18 protein-coding genes are annotated in these 17,536 nt (G+C 69.5%); 9 read left to right on the forward strand and 9 right to left on the reverse strand.

Annotated elements, in window-relative coordinates:
* The first annotated feature begins 13 nt into the window (after positions 1-13).
* Entirely contained in the window at positions 14-487 is a 474-nt protein-coding gene (locus CKO28_RS15330; protein ID WP_200341677.1) for a hypothetical protein, read from the forward strand.
* A gap of 40 nt (positions 488-527) precedes the next feature.
* Here CKO28_RS15330 and CKO28_RS15335 read toward each other — a convergent pair whose 3' ends face one another.
* Positions 528-1,340 carry an N-formylglutamate amidohydrolase gene (locus tag CKO28_RS15335; RefSeq protein WP_200341678.1) on the reverse strand — a complete coding sequence of 271 codons (813 nt, stop codon included), beginning with the start codon at positions 1,338-1,340 and terminating at the stop codon, positions 528-530.
* Between the two features lie 127 nt (positions 1,341-1,467).
* Here CKO28_RS15335 and CKO28_RS15340 point away from each other — a divergent pair, with 127 nt between their 5' ends.
* The gene (locus CKO28_RS15340) at positions 1,468-2,478 is read left to right on the forward strand and encodes a 4-hydroxyproline epimerase (protein WP_200341679.1); all 1,011 of its coding nucleotides are present in this window, start codon (positions 1,468-1,470) and stop codon (positions 2,476-2,478) included.
* A gap of 110 nt (positions 2,479-2,588) precedes the next feature.
* The gene (locus CKO28_RS15345) at positions 2,589-2,900 is read left to right on the forward strand and encodes a GIY-YIG nuclease family protein (protein WP_200341680.1); all 312 of its coding nucleotides are present in this window, start codon (positions 2,589-2,591) and stop codon (positions 2,898-2,900) included.
* 87 nt (positions 2,901-2,987) lie between these two features.
* On the opposite strand, the gene queC is transcribed toward CKO28_RS15345, so the two are convergent.
* Positions 2,988-3,713 carry a 7-cyano-7-deazaguanine synthase QueC gene (gene queC / locus CKO28_RS15350; RefSeq protein WP_200341681.1) on the reverse strand — a complete coding sequence of 242 codons (726 nt, stop codon included), beginning with the start codon at positions 3,711-3,713 and terminating at the stop codon, positions 2,988-2,990.
* Entirely contained in the window at positions 3,710-4,300 is a 591-nt protein-coding gene (locus CKO28_RS15355; protein ID WP_200341682.1) for a VUT family protein, read from the reverse strand. The genes queC and CKO28_RS15355 overlap by 4 nt, the downstream gene beginning before the upstream one ends.
* A gap of 351 nt (positions 4,301-4,651) precedes the next feature.
* Here CKO28_RS15355 and cimA point away from each other — a divergent pair, with 351 nt between their 5' ends.
* The 3 genes from cimA to rpsD all read left to right on the forward strand — a co-directional run bounded on the left by cimA (position 4,652) and on the right by rpsD (position 8,103).
* Complete coding sequence (cimA, locus tag CKO28_RS15360; RefSeq protein ID WP_200341683.1) at positions 4,652-6,283, forward strand: citramalate synthase; 1,632 nt, start codon at positions 4,652-4,654, stop codon at positions 6,281-6,283.
* The gene (locus tag CKO28_RS15365) at positions 6,284-7,093 is read left to right on the forward strand and encodes an RNA methyltransferase (protein ID WP_200341684.1); all 810 of its coding nucleotides are present in this window, start codon (positions 6,284-6,286) and stop codon (positions 7,091-7,093) included. It begins immediately after the preceding gene.
* Positions 7,094-7,488: 395 nt separating this feature from the next.
* Positions 7,489-8,103: a 30S ribosomal protein S4 gene (gene rpsD / locus CKO28_RS15370; RefSeq protein ID WP_200341685.1), complete on the forward strand. Its 615-nt coding sequence runs from the start codon at positions 7,489-7,491 to the stop codon at positions 8,101-8,103.
* 352 nt (positions 8,104-8,455) lie between these two features.
* Here rpsD and CKO28_RS15375 read toward each other — a convergent pair whose 3' ends face one another.
* The 6 genes from CKO28_RS15375 to purS form a co-directional block, all read right to left on the reverse strand.
* Positions 8,456-9,628 carry a putative manganese transporter gene (locus CKO28_RS15375; protein ID WP_200341686.1) on the reverse strand — a complete coding sequence of 391 codons (1,173 nt, stop codon included), beginning with the start codon at positions 9,626-9,628 and terminating at the stop codon, positions 8,456-8,458.
* Positions 9,629-10,184: 556 nt separating this feature from the next.
* A complete protein-coding gene (gene grxD, locus CKO28_RS15380; RefSeq protein WP_200341687.1) occupies positions 10,185-10,526 on the reverse strand; it encodes a Grx4 family monothiol glutaredoxin in 342 nt (113 codons plus the stop codon).
* A gap of 68 nt (positions 10,527-10,594) precedes the next feature.
* Positions 10,595-10,831, reverse strand: coding sequence for a BolA family protein (locus CKO28_RS15385; RefSeq protein WP_200341688.1), 237 nt, complete (start codon positions 10,829-10,831; stop codon positions 10,595-10,597).
* A gap of 106 nt (positions 10,832-10,937) precedes the next feature.
* On the reverse strand, positions 10,938-13,136 hold the full coding sequence (gene purL / locus CKO28_RS15390; protein WP_200341689.1) for a phosphoribosylformylglycinamidine synthase subunit PurL: 2,199 nt from the start codon (positions 13,134-13,136) through the stop codon (positions 10,938-10,940).
* Positions 13,133-13,822 carry a phosphoribosylformylglycinamidine synthase subunit PurQ gene (purQ, locus tag CKO28_RS15395; RefSeq protein ID WP_200341690.1) on the reverse strand — a complete coding sequence of 230 codons (690 nt, stop codon included), beginning with the start codon at positions 13,820-13,822 and terminating at the stop codon, positions 13,133-13,135. Before purQ ends, purL begins: the two co-directional genes overlap by 4 nt.
* Positions 13,823-13,830: 8 nt before the next feature.
* Positions 13,831-14,070, reverse strand: coding sequence for a phosphoribosylformylglycinamidine synthase subunit PurS (gene purS / locus CKO28_RS15400; RefSeq protein ID WP_200341691.1), 240 nt, complete (start codon positions 14,068-14,070; stop codon positions 13,831-13,833).
* 217 nt (positions 14,071-14,287) lie between these two features.
* On the opposite strand from purS, the gene CKO28_RS15405 reads away from it, so the two are divergent.
* From CKO28_RS15405 to CKO28_RS15415, 3 genes are all read left to right on the forward strand, one after another.
* Positions 14,288-15,679 carry a nucleoside recognition domain-containing protein gene (locus CKO28_RS15405; RefSeq protein WP_200341692.1) on the forward strand — a complete coding sequence of 464 codons (1,392 nt, stop codon included), beginning with the start codon at positions 14,288-14,290 and terminating at the stop codon, positions 15,677-15,679.
* Between the two features lie 146 nt (positions 15,680-15,825).
* Positions 15,826-16,824, forward strand: coding sequence for an amidoligase family protein (locus CKO28_RS15410; RefSeq protein ID WP_200341693.1), 999 nt, complete (start codon positions 15,826-15,828; stop codon positions 16,822-16,824).
* On the forward strand, positions 16,821-17,483 hold the full coding sequence (locus tag CKO28_RS15415) for a gamma-glutamyl-gamma-aminobutyrate hydrolase family protein (RefSeq protein WP_242480588.1): 663 nt from the start codon (positions 16,821-16,823) through the stop codon (positions 17,481-17,483). The genes CKO28_RS15410 and CKO28_RS15415 overlap by 4 nt, the downstream gene beginning before the upstream one ends.
* The last annotated feature ends 53 nt before the right edge of the window (positions 17,484-17,536 follow it).

Genomic DNA, 17,536 nt, shown 5'->3' on the forward strand with positions numbered 1-17,536 from the left:
GCGGTAGCCGGGCGTGCCGTCGACCGCCTTGAGCGCCGGTGCCCGCCCGGCGCTCAAGGCGGTCGACGGCACGCCCGGCTACCGCACGCTGCTGGACTACTGGCGCGGCCTGGCGCGCCACGGCCGGGCGGCGGTCGCCCGCCTGGACGCCGAGCTGATCGCCGCGCACTGGCCCTACGCCATGCTGATCCGGGTGCCGCGCAGCGGGGTGGTCGAGATCACCCAGGTGTTCGCGCCGCAGCCCGCCGCCGGAGCTGGCGGCGACGGACCCACCGGCGAGCATCCGTTCGCCCGCGACCAGGCCTCGCAGATCTCCAGCTGGGTGTTGCAGATCGCGCAGGGCGCCGCGGGCAGCCGCCAGCCCAGCCGGCACAGCGAGACCTTCCAGCAGGCGGGCCGCGCGCGGCGGATTATCGCCGATCTGCTGCCCTGCCAGGCCGACGGCGACAGCGCCGAGCACCTGCTGCTGCAGCTGCGCGACGGGTAGGTACCGGCTCGCGGACGCGGGGGTCGGTGCGCCCAGGCCGCTATCGCCGGTACGGCTTGTACAGCTCCGGGTCGTCCAGCAGGGGGCGCAGCAGCTCGACCATCTCCGCCGCCCAGATGCGCTGGCCGCGCTGGGTGTCGATCAGGTCCTGCCGCAGCTCGACCAGCGCGTTGGCGAGGCCGCGCTTGTCGCCGTGGACGTGCTGGGTATAGCCGTGGCCGTCGCGCGCGGAATAGGGCTCGTTGTCGCCGACGGTCCAGCCGCGCGCCGCCGCGCGCGTCATCAGCGGCACCGGCAGGCGCGGGTCGTCATCCCACAACACCCCGATCTCCCACGGCCGCGCGCGCCCGCGCAGCACCGGCGTGAAGGAGTGCATCGACAGCAGGACAGGCGCGCGCCCGCGCGCGGCCATCGCATCCAGCTGCCGGGCGACCGCGGCGTGGTAGGGCCAGAAAAAGCCCTGCAACCGGGCCTCCAGCTCTTCCGGCGAGAGCTGCCGGTTGCGCGGCACCACGGTCTCGTCGGCGATCGCAGGGGTCAGGGTTGGGTCGTCCAGCTGCCGGTTGGGGTCCACGATCAGCCGGGAGAAGTGCGAGAACACCGCGGGCGCGCCCAGCGCGTCCGCCATCATCCGGGTCACCGGGGCGATCCCGATGTCGTAGGCAATGTGCCGCTCCAGCGCGCGCGCCGGCACGCCCAGGCCGTCGAGCGCCCGCGGCACGAAATTATCCGCGTGGTCGCAGACCAGCAGCAGATCGCTGTCCGCCTCGGCGTTGTAGGTCCAGACCGGCGCCGGCTCGTCGGCCGCGAGCAATCGGCGAGTCTCGGCTGTCGAGCCATCGGTGTCGGGCAACTGCGTCATCGCGCGTGAGCATAGACCAGCGCGCTGCGGCAAGGAAACGGGATCGCGCCGTCGTAAACCGTCCCGCCGGCGCGCTGTACCGTTGACCGGCGGGCCGGATCCGCCGCCTAATCGGGGCATGGCAATCGGGCGCCCCAACACCTTTCCCTGCATCGACGGGCACACCTGCGGCAATCCGGTCCGGCTGGTCACCGCCGGCGGGCCGCGGCTGGACGGCGCCACGATGTCCGAACGCCGGCAGGACTTCCTCGCCCGCTACGACTGGATCCGCACCGGGCTGATGTTCGAGCCGCGCGGGCACGACATGATGTCGGGCGCGATCCTCTACCCGCCGACCACGCCGGACGGCGACACCGGCGTGCTCTACATCGAGACCAGCGGCTGTCTGCCGATGTGCGGCCACGGCACGATCGGCACGGTTACCTTCGCGCTCGAACGCGGTCTGGTGCAGCCGGCCGAGCCCGGCGTGGTCCGGCTGGACACCCCGGCGGGGCGGGTCACCGCCCAGTACCGGGCGCGCGGCGACAAGGTCGAGGCGGTCAAGATCACCAACGTACCCGCGTTCCTGTTCGCCCAGGGCGTGGAGATCGAGGTGACGGGCCTTGGGACCCTCACGCTGGACGTCGCCTACGGCGGGAACTTCTACGCGATACTAGAGCCGCAGGCGAATTTCGCCGGGCTGGAAGCGATCTCGGCCGCCGACGTGCTCGCCTGGTCGCCCGAGGTGCGCGCGGCCGTCAACGCGGCGCTCGACGCCGTGCATCCGCAGGACCCGACGATCCGCGGGGTCAGCCACGTGATGTGGACCGGCGCGCCGCAAGCTGCGGGCGCGCACGCCCGCAACGCCGTCTTCTACGGCAAGCGCGCGATCGACCGCAGCCCCTGCGGCACCGGCACCAGCGCCCGCATGGCCCAGCTGGCCGCCCGCGGCGAACTCGGCGTCGGCGACGCATTCGTGCACGAGAGTATCATCGGTTCGGTGTTCACCGGCCGGGTCGAGGCCGCCACCGAGGTTGCCGGGACACCCGCGATCCAGCCGTCGGTCGAGGGCTGGGCCGTGATCACCGGGTTCAACACGATCTTCCTGGACGAGAGCGACCCGTATGTGAGCGGGTTCTCTGTCGGTTAGGGGGCGCTACCCAACAACGGGGTAGGGGCTACCGGAAATTCGGTATTACCTTCATGCTGAGCAGGGCGCGCAAGCGCCTGTGTCGAAGCACGTTTGACGGGTATCCGCCCGTGACCGTCCACGTTTATATCCTCAGATGCGCCGACGGCTCGTACTACGTCGGATCGGCGCAGCAAGGCCTGGATCGCCGCCTGGCGGAGCACCGTCAAGGCGTTGCCGCTGGCTATACCGCTTGGCGCCGGCCGGTTGAGCTGGTCTACAGCGCCGCTTTTGAAACGATCACGGACGCATTGGCCGCCGAGCGAAAGCTCAAGGGCTGGAGCCGCGCCAAGAAGGAAGCCTTGATCGGGGGAGACTTCGACGCGTTGCCAAGCTTGGCGCGGTCGAGCCAACGCAAGAACAAGGATTCTAGCTCCGAATAGCCGTCAGACGCGCTTCGACACGGCCGGCTTCGGCGGCCTGCTCAGCGTGAAGGTGCAGTGTGGGCCGCGGTCAAATAGGTCAGGAGATCAGGATCCTGCTTTCCACCGCGCGACCTCTCCGCGCCAGAAGTCGCGGTCCGCGTACACGGTCGGATCTACGACCCCCGCATCATGCAGCGCTTCCAGGCGCTCGACGCAGGTGCCACAGCGTCCGCAGTGGACGGCCTCGCCCTTGTAGCAGGACCAGGTCTCCGCCACCGGCACGCCCAGGCGGCCGGCTTCGGCGGCGATGTCGGTCTTGGACCAGTGGATGAACGGGGTCTCCAGCCGGATCGCCACGACGCCGTCGAGCGCGGTGTCCTCCATCGCCTGGAAGGCGTCGACGAACGCCGGGCGGCAGTCCGGGTAGATCACGTGGTCGCCGGTGTGCATCGCGGCCGCCACGCGCCCCAGGCCCTGCCCGCCGGCGAGCGCGAAGGCGGCCGACAGCATCAGCGGGTTGCGGTTGGGCACCACCGTGACCGCCATGGTCCGGGAGCTGTAGTGCCCGTCCGGGACCTGGGTTCGATCGGTCAGCGCGCTGCCCGCGATCCGGCGGCCGACGTCGGTCAGGTCGACCACCTCGTGCGCCACGCCCAGGCGTTTGGCGCAGCGCGCGGCAAAGTCGACCTCCTTGCGGTGGCGCTGGCCGTAGTCGAAGGTGACCAGCGCGGCGACCCCGCCGGGCTCCGCCGACAGGCGGTGGGCGAGCGTGACCGAGTCCAGCCCGCCGGAGCAGACCACCAGCGCCGGGCCCGGATCGCCGCGCGTCATGCCGGGGCGAGGCCGATTCGCCGGTCGCGCTTGCGCAGCAGGACGACGCAGGGCAGGGCCAGCAGGGTCATCCAGAGTTTGCCCAGCACCTGGCCCCAGAAGTGGTCCAGGCTGCCGAACGCGAGGTGCAGGAAGACCAGCGAGTCGATCGTGAGGCCGACCAGGCCGCTCAGAAACACCGCGAGCACCAGCCGGCGGCGCTGCAGCGGGGTGTAGACCGCGAAGTCGGCGAGTTCGGAGAACAGAAACGCGGCCGTCGAGGCGACGACCAGCGCCCCCGGCGAGACCAGGCCCGACAGGCCCGCGCCGACCGCGATCGCGAGCAGCGTCCACAGCTTGCCCAGGCGCCGCTGCACCATGTCGCGCATCACAAGCGCGATCCCGATCATCAGCACGCCCGAGGGCGCCATGATGGGGTCGCCCAGCAGGCCCGGGGCGACCGGGATCAGGCACGGCCCGTTCGGCACGCAAGCCGTGCCGACGTTTCCGATCAGCCAGTTCGCCAGCGGCACGCAGGCGCAGAAGGCGGCCAGAAAGGCCGTCCCCTCGATCTGCCGCTGCCGGGATGTCGCGGGTGTCTCTGCCATGGCGAGGAAGGTGCTACACGATGCGCAGTCCCGCGCGCAAGGCACCGTTGGCGCAGGCACCACGGGTGCGGCAGCGGGTCCCTTCAATCCCCTCTACCTTGACGGGAGAGGGAGGGGCCCGCGCCGCGAAGCGGCGTGGGAGGGTGAGGGTGACCTCCTCAGCGTAACGCCGCAGGGTCTCACCCTCACCTGTCCTCTCCCGTCAAGGGAGAGGGACCCACCGGAACGTTCGTGGACCCCGCGATCTGCGACCCGGGAAACGACAGACCCCCGCGACGTTGACCGCGACGCCGGGCACGCCTTAAACCCACTGGCCAGTCAGGATATCGCGACGAACGCCAGGGCCCGCTCATGACCACCGACGACCGCGTCTACTTCTACGACTGTACGCTGCGCGACGGGCAGCAGACCCAGGGGGTCGACTTCTCGGTCGCCGACAAGCGCACCCTGTCGCTGGCGCTGGACGAACTCGGCATCGACTACGTCGAGGGCGGCTGGCCGGGCGCGAACCCGACCGACGACGCGTTCTTCGAGGATCCGCCGAAGCTGACCAACGCCCGGATGGTCGCCTTCGGGATGACCCGGCGGATCGGCCGGTCGGCGGACAACGATCCGGGCATGGCCGCGCTGCTGAATTCGCGCGCCGACGGCCTGACCATCGTGGGCAAGACCTGGGACTATCACGTCGATCTGGCGCTGGGCGCGGACCGGGACGAGTACGTCGAGGTGATCGCCGACAGCGTGCGCGTGGCGCGCGCGCGCAAGGGCGAGGCGATCTTCGACGCCGAGCACTTCTTTGACGGCTACAAGGCCAACCCGGACTACGCGCTGCGCTGCCTGGACGCGGCCTACCAGGCGGGTGCGCGCTGGATCGTGCTGTGCGACACCAACGGCGGCACGCTGCCGCGCGAGGTCAGCCGGATCGTCGCCGAGGTGGCCACGCGGATCCCGGGCCGGCAGCTCGGCATCCACACGCATGACGACACCGGCAACGCGGTCGCCAACTCGCTGGCCGCCGTCGAGGCCGGCGTGCGGCACGTGCAGGGGACCCTGAACGGCCTGGGCGAGCGCTGCGGCAACGCGAACCTGATCTCGGTGATCGCGTCGATCGCGCTCAAGACGGATTTCGAGACCCGGATCACCGACGCTCAACTGAAGGAGCTGACCCCGGTTTCCCGCCTGCTCGACGAGCGGCTCAACCGCGCGCCCTCGCGCGGGGCGCCCTACGTCGGCGAGAGCGCGTTCGCGCACAAGGGCGGGCTACACGTCTCGGCCGTGGAGAAGGATCCGCGCACTTACGAGCACATCGAGCCCGGCCTGGTCGGCAACCGCCGCCACATCGTCGTCTCCGACCAGTCGGGGCGGTCGAACATCCTGGCGCGGTTCCGCGAGATCGGCATCGACATGGACCCTAACGACCCGGCGGTCGCGGACCTGGTGGAGCGGGTCAAGGCGCGCGAGTTCGAGGGCTATGCCTACGACGGCGCGGAGGCGAGCTTCGAGCTGCTGGCCCGCCGGGCGCTCCGGCAGATTCCGGACTACTTCGCGCTCAGCCGCTTCCGGGTGATGGACGACCGCCGCTGGAACGCCCGCGGCGAACTGGTCACCGAATCCGAGGCGACCGTGACCACCGAGGTCGCCGGGCGGGAGATGATGACGGTCGCCAACGGCAACGGTCCGGTGAACGCACTCGACAAGGCGCTGCGCAAGGCGCTGCTGGAGTTCTATCCGCAGCTCGAGGACATGCGCCTGACCGACTACAAGGTGCGCATCCTCACCCCCCAGGCCGGCACTGGCGCGGTGACCCGCGTGATGATCGAAAGCGCCGACGGGCAGGGGCGCAGCTGGACCACGGTGGGCGTCTCCACCAACATCATCGACGCCTCGTTCAACGCCCTGCACGACGGCCTGACCTGGAAGCTCTACCAGGAAGGCGCGTCGCAGGCGCCCGGCCCGCGCCGTCCGCACGCCGTCGAGGAGTAGATGGCCCGCGACAAGCCGCTGCCCGTGCCGGACGGGCCGCAGCCCGCGATCGTGCTGGTCCGCCCGCAGCTGGGCCAGAACATCGGCATGGCCGCGCGCGCGATGCTGAACTGCGGCCTGTCGGACCTCCGTCTGGTCGCCCCGCGCGACGGCTGGCCGAACGCGGACGCGCAGGCCGCCGCGGCGCATGCCCGGGCCGTGGTCGATCAGGCGCAGGTGTACGACAGCGTGCAGGACGCGGTCGCGGAGATGGCGCGGGTGTACGCCACGACCGCGCGCGAGCGCGACCAGGTGAAATGGGTGCTGACCCCACGTGCGACCGGCGCCGACCTGCGCGCGGCGGTGCGCGACGAGGGCCCGGCGGCGATCCTGTTCGGCCCGGAAAAGCAGGGGCTCGAAAACGACGAGGTTGGGCTCGCCGACACGCTGATCCGGGCACCGCTCAACCCCGGCGCCACCTCGCTCAACCTGGCGCAGGCGGTGCTGCTGATCGCGTATGAATGGTGGACGGCGGATGAGGCGACCCCGGCGGTGAAGCTGGTCAGCGGCCGGCAGAACAGCGGCCGGGCGGCGCGCGCGGACGAACTCGATAACTTCATGGCCCGGCTGGAGGCCCGGCTGGAGGCGGCCGGCTACTTCAACATCCCGGAAAAGCGCCCGGCGATGCTGCGCAACCTGCGCAACATCTTCGCCCGCGCCCGCCCGACCTCGGGCGAGATCGACAGCCTGCACGGCATGGTGAAGGCGCTCTGGGAAGCCCCGAAGGTCACCCGCCGCCCGCGCGAGCAGGCGCGCGACGGCGAGGAGTAGGAGAGGCAGGGTGCCGCGGCGGGTCCTCTCTCCTCCACGTGGGAGGAGAGGGACAGGGTGAGGTGGTCTGCACGCCGCAAGTGTCCGTGGGTCCACCTCCCCTAGCCCCTCCTCCCGCGTGGAGGAGGGGGATTAGACGGCCAACCACCGCCCGCCCGACAGCTTTGCTTGACACGCGCGCGCGCAGCCGTAGTGTCCGGCGCACTTCCTGGGAATGCGGGTCGGCCTTCGAAGGCCGCGCCCCGCCCGTCTCCGGGGCGCCTGGCGCGACAGCAAGGCGTCCGGATGCACCGTTAGTGCGGCATCCAGCCAAAACGGAGCCTCGGGCCTACCGGGACATCAACGCGCGCAACAGCGCGGCCATTCCCGCTTAAGCGACGGAGAAAGCTCGCAAAATGAGCAAGCGTAAGGCTTCGAAGTACAAGATTGACCGGCGCCTCGGCGTCAACCTCTGGGGCCGGCCGAAGAGCCCGTTCAACAAGCGCCCGTACGGCCCCGGCCAGCACGGCCAGCGCCGTAAGAAGATCTCCGACTACGGCCAGCAGCTCGCCGCCAAGCAGAAGCTGAAGGGCTATTACGGCTCGATCGGCGAAAAGCAGTTCCGCAAGTATTACGAGGAGGCGACGCGCCGCAAGGGCGACACCTCCGAGAACCTGGTCGAGCTGCTGGAGCGCCGGCTGGCCACCGTGGTCTACCGCGCGAAGTTCGTGCCGACCGTGTTCGCCGCGCGGCAGTTCGTGAACCACGGCCACGTCCTGGTCAACGGCAAGCGCGTCAACGTCCCCTCCTACAGCGTGCAGGACGGCGACGTGGTGCAGGTCGACCCGAAGAAGAAGGACATGCAGCTCGTGTTCGAGGGCCAGGAGTCCAGCGAGCGCGACCTGCCGGACTACATCGAGGTCGACCAGAACGATCTGAAGGCGACCTTCCAGCGCGGCCCCAAGCTGGCCGACGTGCCCTACCCGACGACGATGGAACCGAATCTCGTCATCGAGTACTACTCGCGGTAATCATCCGCGCTCAGGTCCGAGACAGTCACGCCCCGGAGGCTCAGGCTTCCGGGGCGTTTTCGTGTGCGACGGGCGCATCGGCGGGTTCCCTCTCCTCCCATGGGAGAGACTTGTGCACGGGCGCTTTGGATAGCCGTCAGGCGTCCTTCGACACGGCCGCTACGCGGCCTGCTCAGGATGACGTCAAAGTCTTTAAAATAATAGCAAAAGCAACAGTTTAAAAATATCGACGTCATCCTGAGCAGCCGACCGCAGGTCGGCGTGTCGAAGGGCGCCTGACGGGTATGGCCACCATCGTGCAAAAGTCTCTCCCACGGGGAGGAGAGGGGACGCGCCGCCACGCCGTGTGACCTCAACCCCAGAACAGATACGTGCCGTAGCCCACGATCAGCGCCGGGATGCCGCTGTAGATCGTCGCCACGGCCGCGGCCTTGGGCGCGATCGCCAGCGCCGGGAACAGGGCGTCGCCGTCGTTGGAGATCGCGTTGGCGAGCTGGCCGGACAGCGGCATGGCGCCGGTGATGTACAGCGAGGTCACCACGATCTGCGGCCCGCAGCCGGGCAGGAAGCCGACCAGCACGGCCAAGAGCGGGATCAGCGGGGCGTAGGTGTCGAACAGCTGCGCCAGGTCGATGCCGCTGAAGTGGACGCCCAGTTCGTAGACCAGGAAGCCGACGATCACCCAGACGGTGACGAAGTTGGTTGCGTCGACCGTGCGCGTGAACGCGCCGCCGGCGCGGCTGACGCCGGGGTCGAAGCGCAGCTCCGGGTCCAGCGTCCACATCGCGAACGCGAGCAGCGCGCCGGTGACGCCGATGATCTCGGTCGGGCCGAACGCGGCGAGCGGGCCGAACAGCGCGTCGGTGTCGACCTGCAGCAGGTCCAGGATGCCCAGCAGCAGACCGGGGACCAGTAGGATGGCCCAGACCGGGCGCAGCTTGTTCAACCTGGGCAGCGGCTTGCGCGCGACCTGGTCGGGCAGCTCCGGATGGTCGGCGCGCAGGAAGTCGACGCCGTGGATCCAGTCGATGACGTGGCCCGTGATGCTGCCGACGACGAAGCCGAGGACGAACACGAGCAGACCCGTGGTCGGCTCGGCGGCCAACAGCAGGAAGGCCGCGTCGCCCATCGTGGCCGCCAGCACCGCGACCAGCGAGCCGAACGAGATCGAGCCGCGGACGTACTGCGTCACCACCGCGACCGCACCGCCGCAGCCGGGCAGGGCGCCCAGCGCGGCCGCGACCGGCACCTGCCAGCGGTGATACTTGCGCAGCAGGCCGGCGACGTCGACGTCGAGCTTGTGTTCCAGGTAGTAGATCGCCCCCAGGGTGGCGGCGACGAACACGCTGACGGCAAGGTAGGCGTCGGCGAGCGAGGCGAAGATGATCCCGCGGGTCTCCGGCGATGTGCCGATCAAGAGCCCGGTCAGCGCGATCAGCAGCAGCAGCTTGGCCGCGCCCAACTGGCGCAGATAGCTGACGCCGTCCAGGAAACTGCCCTTTGCGCTTGCCGCCAGTGTCGTCACGTCGCGCGCTCCCTTGCTGTACGCCGCTGACACGCGTGCGCCTAGCCGCCTGTCAGCCCTGCAAAACTCGCCTTGGCTTAGAACGTTTCAAGCCGCTGGCCGCGACCAAAGTTTAGCCATGGCTGAATTCGTGTGACAAGGCTCGATTTTCAAGGGGCGGGCAGTGCCGGCATGTGCAGCCGGGGCGCTGCGGAAGGTCCCCTCTCTTCCCAGCGGAGAGATTTTTGCACGATGGTGGCTATACCCCTCAGGCGTCCTTCGACACGCCGACCTGCGGTGGCCTGCTCAGGATGACGTCAATTTTTTTAAGCCTCGGATTTTACGAAAACTTTACAGCTTTTGACGTCGTCCTGAGCAGGCCGCGTAGCGGCCGTGTCGAAGGACGCCTGACGGCTCTCCAAAGCGCCCTTGCAAAAGTCTCTCCCAGCAGAGGAGGGGGATTGGTTGGGCGGAGCAGCAAAGCCCCAACAGCACACGAAAAAGGGGAGGCCGCTTGGAGCGGCCTCCCCTCGAAAAGCGTCCGGCGTGTCGGACGGGCGCGAACGTCCAGCGCAGCTTAAGCCGCGTTCTGCACCTCGATGCCCTTCTGCTGCAGGGTGTCCTGCAGCTCGCCGGTCTGGAACATCTCGCGGACGATGTCGCAGCCGCCCAGGAACTCGCCCTTGACGTAGAGCTGCGGGATCGTCGGCCAGCTGGAGAACTCCTTGATGCCCTCGCGCAGGCCCGGATCCTCCAGGACGTTCACGCCGTGGTAGGTCACGCCCAGGTGGTTGAGCACCTGCACCACCGCGGCGGAGAAACCGCACTGCGGGAAGGTCGGCGTGCCCTTCATGTAGACGGTGACGTCGTTGTCGGAGATTTCCTGCTGGATGCGGTCGTGGACGGATTGGTCGGCCATGGTGGCTTCCCCCTCGGTGCCTGTCGGGTTCGGTTGGGTTCGGTTCTGGCGTTGGCTAAGCCGTCGGCTTAGCTCTTCGGCGTCGACGTCTGCACGGCGAGGGCGTGCAGCTCGCCGCCCATTTTGCCCTGCAGGGCCTGATAGACCATCTGGTGCTGCTGCACCCGGTTCTTGCCCTCGAACTCCTTGGAGACGACGTAGACCGCGTAGTGATCGCCGTCGCCGGCCAGGTCCTCGACCGTGACCTGGGCGTCGGGGATGCCCTCGCGGATCATCGACTCAAGGTCGTGCTGATGGATCGGCATGGCGGCGGGTCTCCGGCGTTGTTTTGGTTCGCGCTGACGCGCAGGCGTCTTGTCCCGTACGCGCCAGCGCGGGTGTTTTGTCCCGTAGGTGCGGTCGACCGGCGTTTCAGCCGGCCGCCGACATGAAGCTCGGCAGCCAGCCTTCGTGGGCCGCGCGCACCCGTTGGAGCGATATGGACGGCCCGCCCGCGAGTTTCAACGCGGGCCCGCCCGTGCGCCCGAGCGCGTAGGCGGCAACCCCGGCAGCCTGGGCGGCCTGCAGAATGTCGCCGGCCTGCGGCGCGGTCACAAGGTAACGCGCCTGGTCCTCGCCGAACAGCCAAGCGTGCGGGGCCGCCTGCTCCGGCGGTTGGATCGCGGCACCCCGGTCGCCGGCCATCGCCATCTCCGCCAGCGCCACCAGGAGGCCGCCGTCCGACAGGTCGTGGCAGGCGGTGACCCAGCCGCCGCGGATCAACTCGCGCACGAAGTCGCCGTTGCGCCGTTCGGCCTCCAGGTCGACCGGCGGTGGCGGGCCGTCCTCACGCCCGCACAGCTCGCGCAGGTAGAGCGATTGGCCGAGATGGCCGTGGGTTTCCCCGATCAGCACGATCGCCTCGTCGTCCGCCTTGAAGGCTACGGTCGCCATTTTCGACAAATCGTCGAGCAGGCCGACGCCGCCGATCGCCGGGGTGGGCAGGATCGCCGTCTCGCCGGTTTCGTTGTAGAGCGACACGTTGCCCGAGACGACCGGCGTGCCGAGCGCCCGACAGGCCTCGCCCATGCCCTGGCAGGCGCCGACGAACTGGCCCATCACCCGCGGCTTTTCCGGGTTGCCGAAGTTCATGTTGTCGGTGATCGCGAGCGGCTGGGCGCCGGTGGCGGTGATGTTGCGGTAGGCTTCCGCGACCGCCTGGCGGCCGCCCTGGACGGGGTCGGCCAGGACGTAGCGCGGCGTGCAGTCGACCGTGACGGCGAGTGCCTTGTCCGTGCCGTGGACGCGGACCATGCCGGCGTCGCCGCCCGGACGCTGCACCGTGTCGGCGCCGACCATGTGGTCGTACTGCTCCCAGACCCAGCGGCGCGAGCACAGGTCGGGACAGGCGATCAGCGTTTGCAGCGCCTGGGCCGGGTCGTGCGCGGGAACCTGGTCGGCCGTCAGGTCGGGCTGTGCCGGCGTCGACTCCCACGGCCGGTCGTACTCGGGCGCGGCTTCCGCCAGCGGGTCGATCGGCAGGTCGCAGACCTGCTCGCCGCCCTTCTGGATCACCATCCGGCCGCTGTCGGTCAACTCGCCGACGATCGCGAAGTCCAGGTCCCACTTGTCGAAGATCGCCTTGGCCTCGGCCTCGCGGCCGGGCTTGAGCACCATCAGCATGCGCTCCTGACTCTCAGAGAGCATGATCTCGTAAGCGCTCATGCCGTCCTCGCGCACCGGCACGTGGTCCAGGTTGAGCGCGACCCCGCTGCCGCCTTTCGACGCCATCTCGAACGACGACGAGGTCAGGCCGGCCGCGCCCATGTCCTGGATGCCGACGACCGCGTCGGTCGCCATCAATTCCAGGCAGGCCTCGATCAGCAGCTTTTCGGTGAACGGGTCGCCGACCTGCACGGTCGGGCGCTTCTCCGCGCTATCTTCGTCGAACGAGGCGGACGCCATGGTCGCGCCGTGGATGCCGTCGCGCCCGGTCTTGGAGCCGACGTAGACCACCGGATTCCCGGCCCCGTGCGCCTTGGCGTAGAAGATCCGGTCCGCTTCGGCCACCCCCACGGTCATCGCGTTGACCAGGATGTTGCCGTTGTAGGCCGGGTGGAAGTTGACCTCGCCGGCGACCGTGGGCACGCCGACGCAGTTGCCGTAGCCGCCGATCCCCGCGACCACGCCGGAGACCAGGTGGCGCGTCTTGGGATGCCCGGGATCGCCGAAGCGCAGCGCGTTCAGGTTGGCGACCGGGCGCGCGCCCATGGTGAAGACGTCGCGCAGGATGCCGCCGACGCCGGTCGCAGCCCCCTGGTAGGGCTCGATGAACGACGGGTGGTTGTGGCTCTCCATCTTGAACACGGCCGCCTGGCCGTCGCCGATGTCGATCACCCCGGCGTTCTCGCCCGGTCCCTGGATCACCTGCGGGGCGTCGGTCGGCAGGGTCTTCAGCCACTTTTTGGACGACTTGTAGGAGCAGTGCTCGCTCCACATCACCGAGAAGATGCCGAGCTCGACCAGATTCGGCGTCCGCCCCAGGATTTCCAGGACGCGGGCGTATTCCTCGGCGTTCAGGCCGTGCTCGGCGACCAGCGCGTCGGTGATCTCGGGGTTGGGTTCGCTCACGCCAGCGCCTCCACCAGGCCGTCGAACATCGCCGCGCCGTCGCGCCCGCCCAGCAGGGGATCGGCCAGACGCTCCGGGTGGGGCATCATGCCCAGGACGTTGCGCTCCCTGTTGTAGATGCCGGCGATGTTGGCGACCGAGCCGTTCGGGTTCGCCTCCGGCGTCACCTGGCCCATCGCATCGCAGTAGCGGAAGGCGATCCGCTCCTCGTCCTCGAGCCGGCGGCGGCCATCCTCGTCGATGAAGTAGTTGCCGTCGCCGTGCGCGATCGGGAAGACGACCCGCTGTCCGTTGCGGTAGCGGCGGGTGAAGATGCTGTCATGGGTCTCCACCTCCAGCCCGACGTCCTTGCAGATGTACTTCAGCGATTCGTTGCGCAGCAGACCGCCCGGCAGCAGCCCGGATTCGATCAGCACCTGAAAGCCGTTGCAGATCCCCAGCACCGCGGTGCCCTTTTGGGCGCGCGCCTTGACGTCGCGCATCACCGGGGAGTGCGCCGCGATCGCCCCGCAGCGCAGATAGTCGCCGTACGAGAACCCGCCCGGCAAGGCGATCAGGTCCACCTCGGGAACGGTCGAGTCCTTGTGCCAGACCATGTGGGGCCGCTGGCCGCTGGCGCGTTCGAGGGCAACCGCGATGTCGCGGTCGCAGTTGGATCCGGGGAAGACGATGACGGCGGCCTGCATCACGGGGGTCAGCCGATCTCGATGTCGTAGTTTTCGATCACGGTGTTGGCGAGCAGCTGTTCGCACATCTGCTGCACGCGTTCGCGCGCGGCGGCTTGGTCGGTGTCGGTCAGCTCCAGCTCGAACACCTTGCCGGTGCGCACGCCCTCGACGCCGTCGAAGCCGAGCTGGCTGAGCGCGTGCTGGATCGCCTTGCCCTGGGGGTCCAGGACGCCGGTTTTGAGGGTGACGTGGACGCGGGCTTTCACGGCTCGGACACGGGCTCCGTGGTCTCAAGGGCAGGGGCGGGTGCGTAAACGCCGGCAACCTAGCCCGCGGGCGCCCGGCTTTACAAGCGCGGGGCGATGGCCGAGAAGGGCGGCGCGGAGGTGTGCGCCATCCGCACCGAGCGCCCAGCGCGCCCGCGCACCCCGCGCGCCGATCCCGCCCGCGCATCCACCCGTCTCGCGGAGGTCTTCGGGGCCCTTGAACGTCGTCTTCCTCGCCCTCGTCCTGATCGCGTTCGCCGTCGCCGCCGTGCGGCAGGTCCAGTGGAACCCGCCGGCGGGCGCGGAGGACCCGACCTCGCCGATGGAGCAGCTGGGCCTGGGCGTGGTCGACGCCGCGGAGAGTTCGGTCACGCTGGCGCTCGGGCTGGTCGGGGTGATGGCGCTGTTCCTGGGCCTGATGAAGGTGGCGGAGGCGGGCGGCTTGCTGCGCGTCGTCGCCAAGGCGCTGCGCCCGGTCATGGTCCGCCTGTTCCCGGAGGTGCCGGCGGACCACCCCGCGATGGGGGCGATGATCCTGAACCTGTCGGCCAACGTGCTGGGCCTGGGCAACGCGGCGACGCCGTTCGGCATCCGCGCGATGCAGCAGCTGGACACGATCAACCCGCACAAGGGCACCGCCAGTAACGCCATGGTGCTGTTCCTGGCGATGAACACCTCCAGCGTGACCCTGCTGCCCACCGGGGTGATCGCGCTGCGCGCGGCCGCGGGGTCGGAGAACCCGGCCGGGATCGTGCCGACCACGCTGTTCGCCACGATCTGTTCGACCGCCGTCGCGATCACCACGGCCAAGCTGCTGCAGCGCTTCTGGTCGTATCCCAAGGCGGCAGCCGACGAGCCGGCGGCTACCGGCTGGGCGGAAGTCGCCGACCGGCCCGAAGAGCCGTCCAAGCAGACGCCGCGCCAGGCCGGCGATCCGAGCCAGCCGGCGGCCGACGACGAGACCAGCGAGGAGGTCTGGGACACCGAACTGCCGGACTCCGCCAGCGAGGCCTACCCCGGCTGGGTTTCCGCCCTGATCTTCGCGGGGGTGGCGGCGCTGATTCCGCTCACGATCGTCTACGGCAAGACGATCGCGCCCTGGATCATCCCGTCGCTGATCGTGCTGCTGCTCGGCTATGGCGCGCTCAACCGGGTGCGGGTCTACGAGGTGTTCGTCGAGGGCGCGCGCGACGGCTTCCAGGTGGCGCTGCGGATCATCCCCTATCTGGTCGCGATCCTGGTCGCGGTCGGCATGCTGCGCGACTCGGGCGCGCTGCAGCTGCTGATCGATCCGCTGAGCCAGGTGACCCGTCTGGTCGGCCTGCCGGGCGAGGCGCTGCCGATGGCGATCCTGCGCCCGCTGTCCGGCTCCGGCGCGTACGGCGTGCTCGCGTCGATCATCCAGGACCCGGCGATCGGGCCGGACAGTTACACCGGCTACCTGGTCTCGACCTTCCAGGGCTCGACCGAGACCACCTTCTACGTGCTCGCGGTCTATTTCGGCGCGGTCCAGATCCGGCGCATCCGGCACGCCCTGGCGGCCGCGCTGACGGCCGATGTGGCCGGTATCCTCGCGGCGGTGGCGATCGTCGCCTATCTTTACGGCTAGAGCAAAATCGATGAAGGTCGAGTCGACCTTCATCGTGAATTTTTCTCTAACTGTTTGAAGAGAGAGCAAGATTCAGCTGAAAGGCGGCTTCACCTTTCAGCATCTTGCTCTAGGCGGCGCCGACACCTTCCAGCGAGCCGGACGCGATGCCCGAAACGCCGATCCAGCCCGTCCACGCCATCACCGCCGACGGCACGCCGCGGCGGATCGGCGTGGAGATCGAGTTCGCCGGTCTGGACTGCGCGCCGGCGGCTCAGATCGTCGCCGAGATCACCGGCGGCAAGCTGCAGGAGGTCGACCGCTACCGCTATCTGATCGAGGAGACCGGGCAGGGCACCTACGTCGTCGAGCTGGACACGCAGTACGTCCACCCGGAAGAGGGCGGCCAGGCGGAGGAGCGCGTGCAGCTGGAGAGCGAGCGCCTGGGCCGCGCGATCGAGGAGGGGCTGCGTACCGCGATCGGCGAGGTCACGCGCATGTACCTGCCGGTCGAGCTGGTCTGCCCGCCGGTCGGGATCGCCGAGCTGTCCCAGCTGGACGAGATGACCGCCCGGCTGCGCCAGGCGGGCGCGATGGGCACGCGCGACTCGGTCGTCTACGCCTTCGGCCTGCAGCTCAACCCGGACCTGCCGGCGATGGATGCGCCGACCATCCTGCGCTACCTCCGGGCCTATCTGGTCTGCGCGGACTGGCTGCGCCGCGATATCGGGATCGACCTGACGCGCCGGGTGCTGCCGTTCATTCAGCCCTACCCCAGGGCCTACGTCCGCAAGGTGCTCGATCCCGCCTACCAGCCCGATCTGGCACGGCTGATCGACGACTACCTCGTCTACAACCCAAGCCGGAACCGCGACCTCGACCTGTTGCCGCTGTTCACCTTCCTGGCCCCGCAAAAGGTCCGTGCGGCGGTCGACGACCCGCGGCTGAAGGCGCGGCCCGCGTTGCACTACCGGCTGCCGGACAGCCGGATCGACGAGCCCGACTGGGGCATCGTCACCGAATGGAACCGCTGGGCGCGCACGGTGGAGGCGCTGGCCGACGATCCAGACCGGCTGCAGGCGATGGCGCAGGCCTACCGGGACTACCTGGAAGATGCCTGGTTCCCCGACTGGGCGGAGCCGGCGGACGCCTGGCTGCATCGATGAGGACGCGGCCGGTGGTCGGCGTGACCGCCTCCGCCCGGGGCGGGCGCTGGATGTGGTGGGCCAACCAGCTGGCGGTCTGGCGCGCCGGCGGCCGGGCGCGGCGGATCACCGCCGAGGACCCCGGACCGCCGGGCGGCGTCGACGCGCTGCTGGTCGGCGGCGGCGACGACATCGACGCCGATCTGTACGGCCTCGACCTGCGGCTCGGCCTGCGCATCGACAAGCAGCGCGACCGCCTGGAACTCGACCAGCTGGAGCGGGCGCATGCGCGCAGCCTGCCGATCCTGGGCGTCTGCCGCGGCGCGCAGATTCTGAACGTGTTCCGCGGCGGGACGCTGCACCCGGACATCTACGAAGCCTACGGCAGCCTGCCGCCGCAACGCACCCTGCTGGCGCGCAAGCGCATCACGATCGTCGAGGACAGCCGGCTCTACCGCGTCATGGGCCTGCGCCGCTGCCGGGTGAACTCGCTGCACCACCAGTCGATCGACCAGCTGGGCCAGGACCTGCGTGCGGTCGCCCGCGACAAGTACCGGATCGTCCAGGGCGTCGACTGCGAAACCGGCCAGTTCGTGCTGGGCGTGCAGTGGCACCCCGAATTCGTGCCGCTGAACAGTCACCACCAGGCGCTCTACCAGGCGCTGGTGGCGGCGGCGTGAGCGGGCGTTGCGGCGCTTTTATACCCATCTCGGGCATGCATCGACACGCCGCC

This window comes from Rhodovibrio sodomensis (assembly GCF_016583645.1).
In the GTDB taxonomy this organism is placed as follows: domain Bacteria; phylum Pseudomonadota; class Alphaproteobacteria; order Kiloniellales; family Rhodovibrionaceae; genus Rhodovibrio; species Rhodovibrio sodomensis.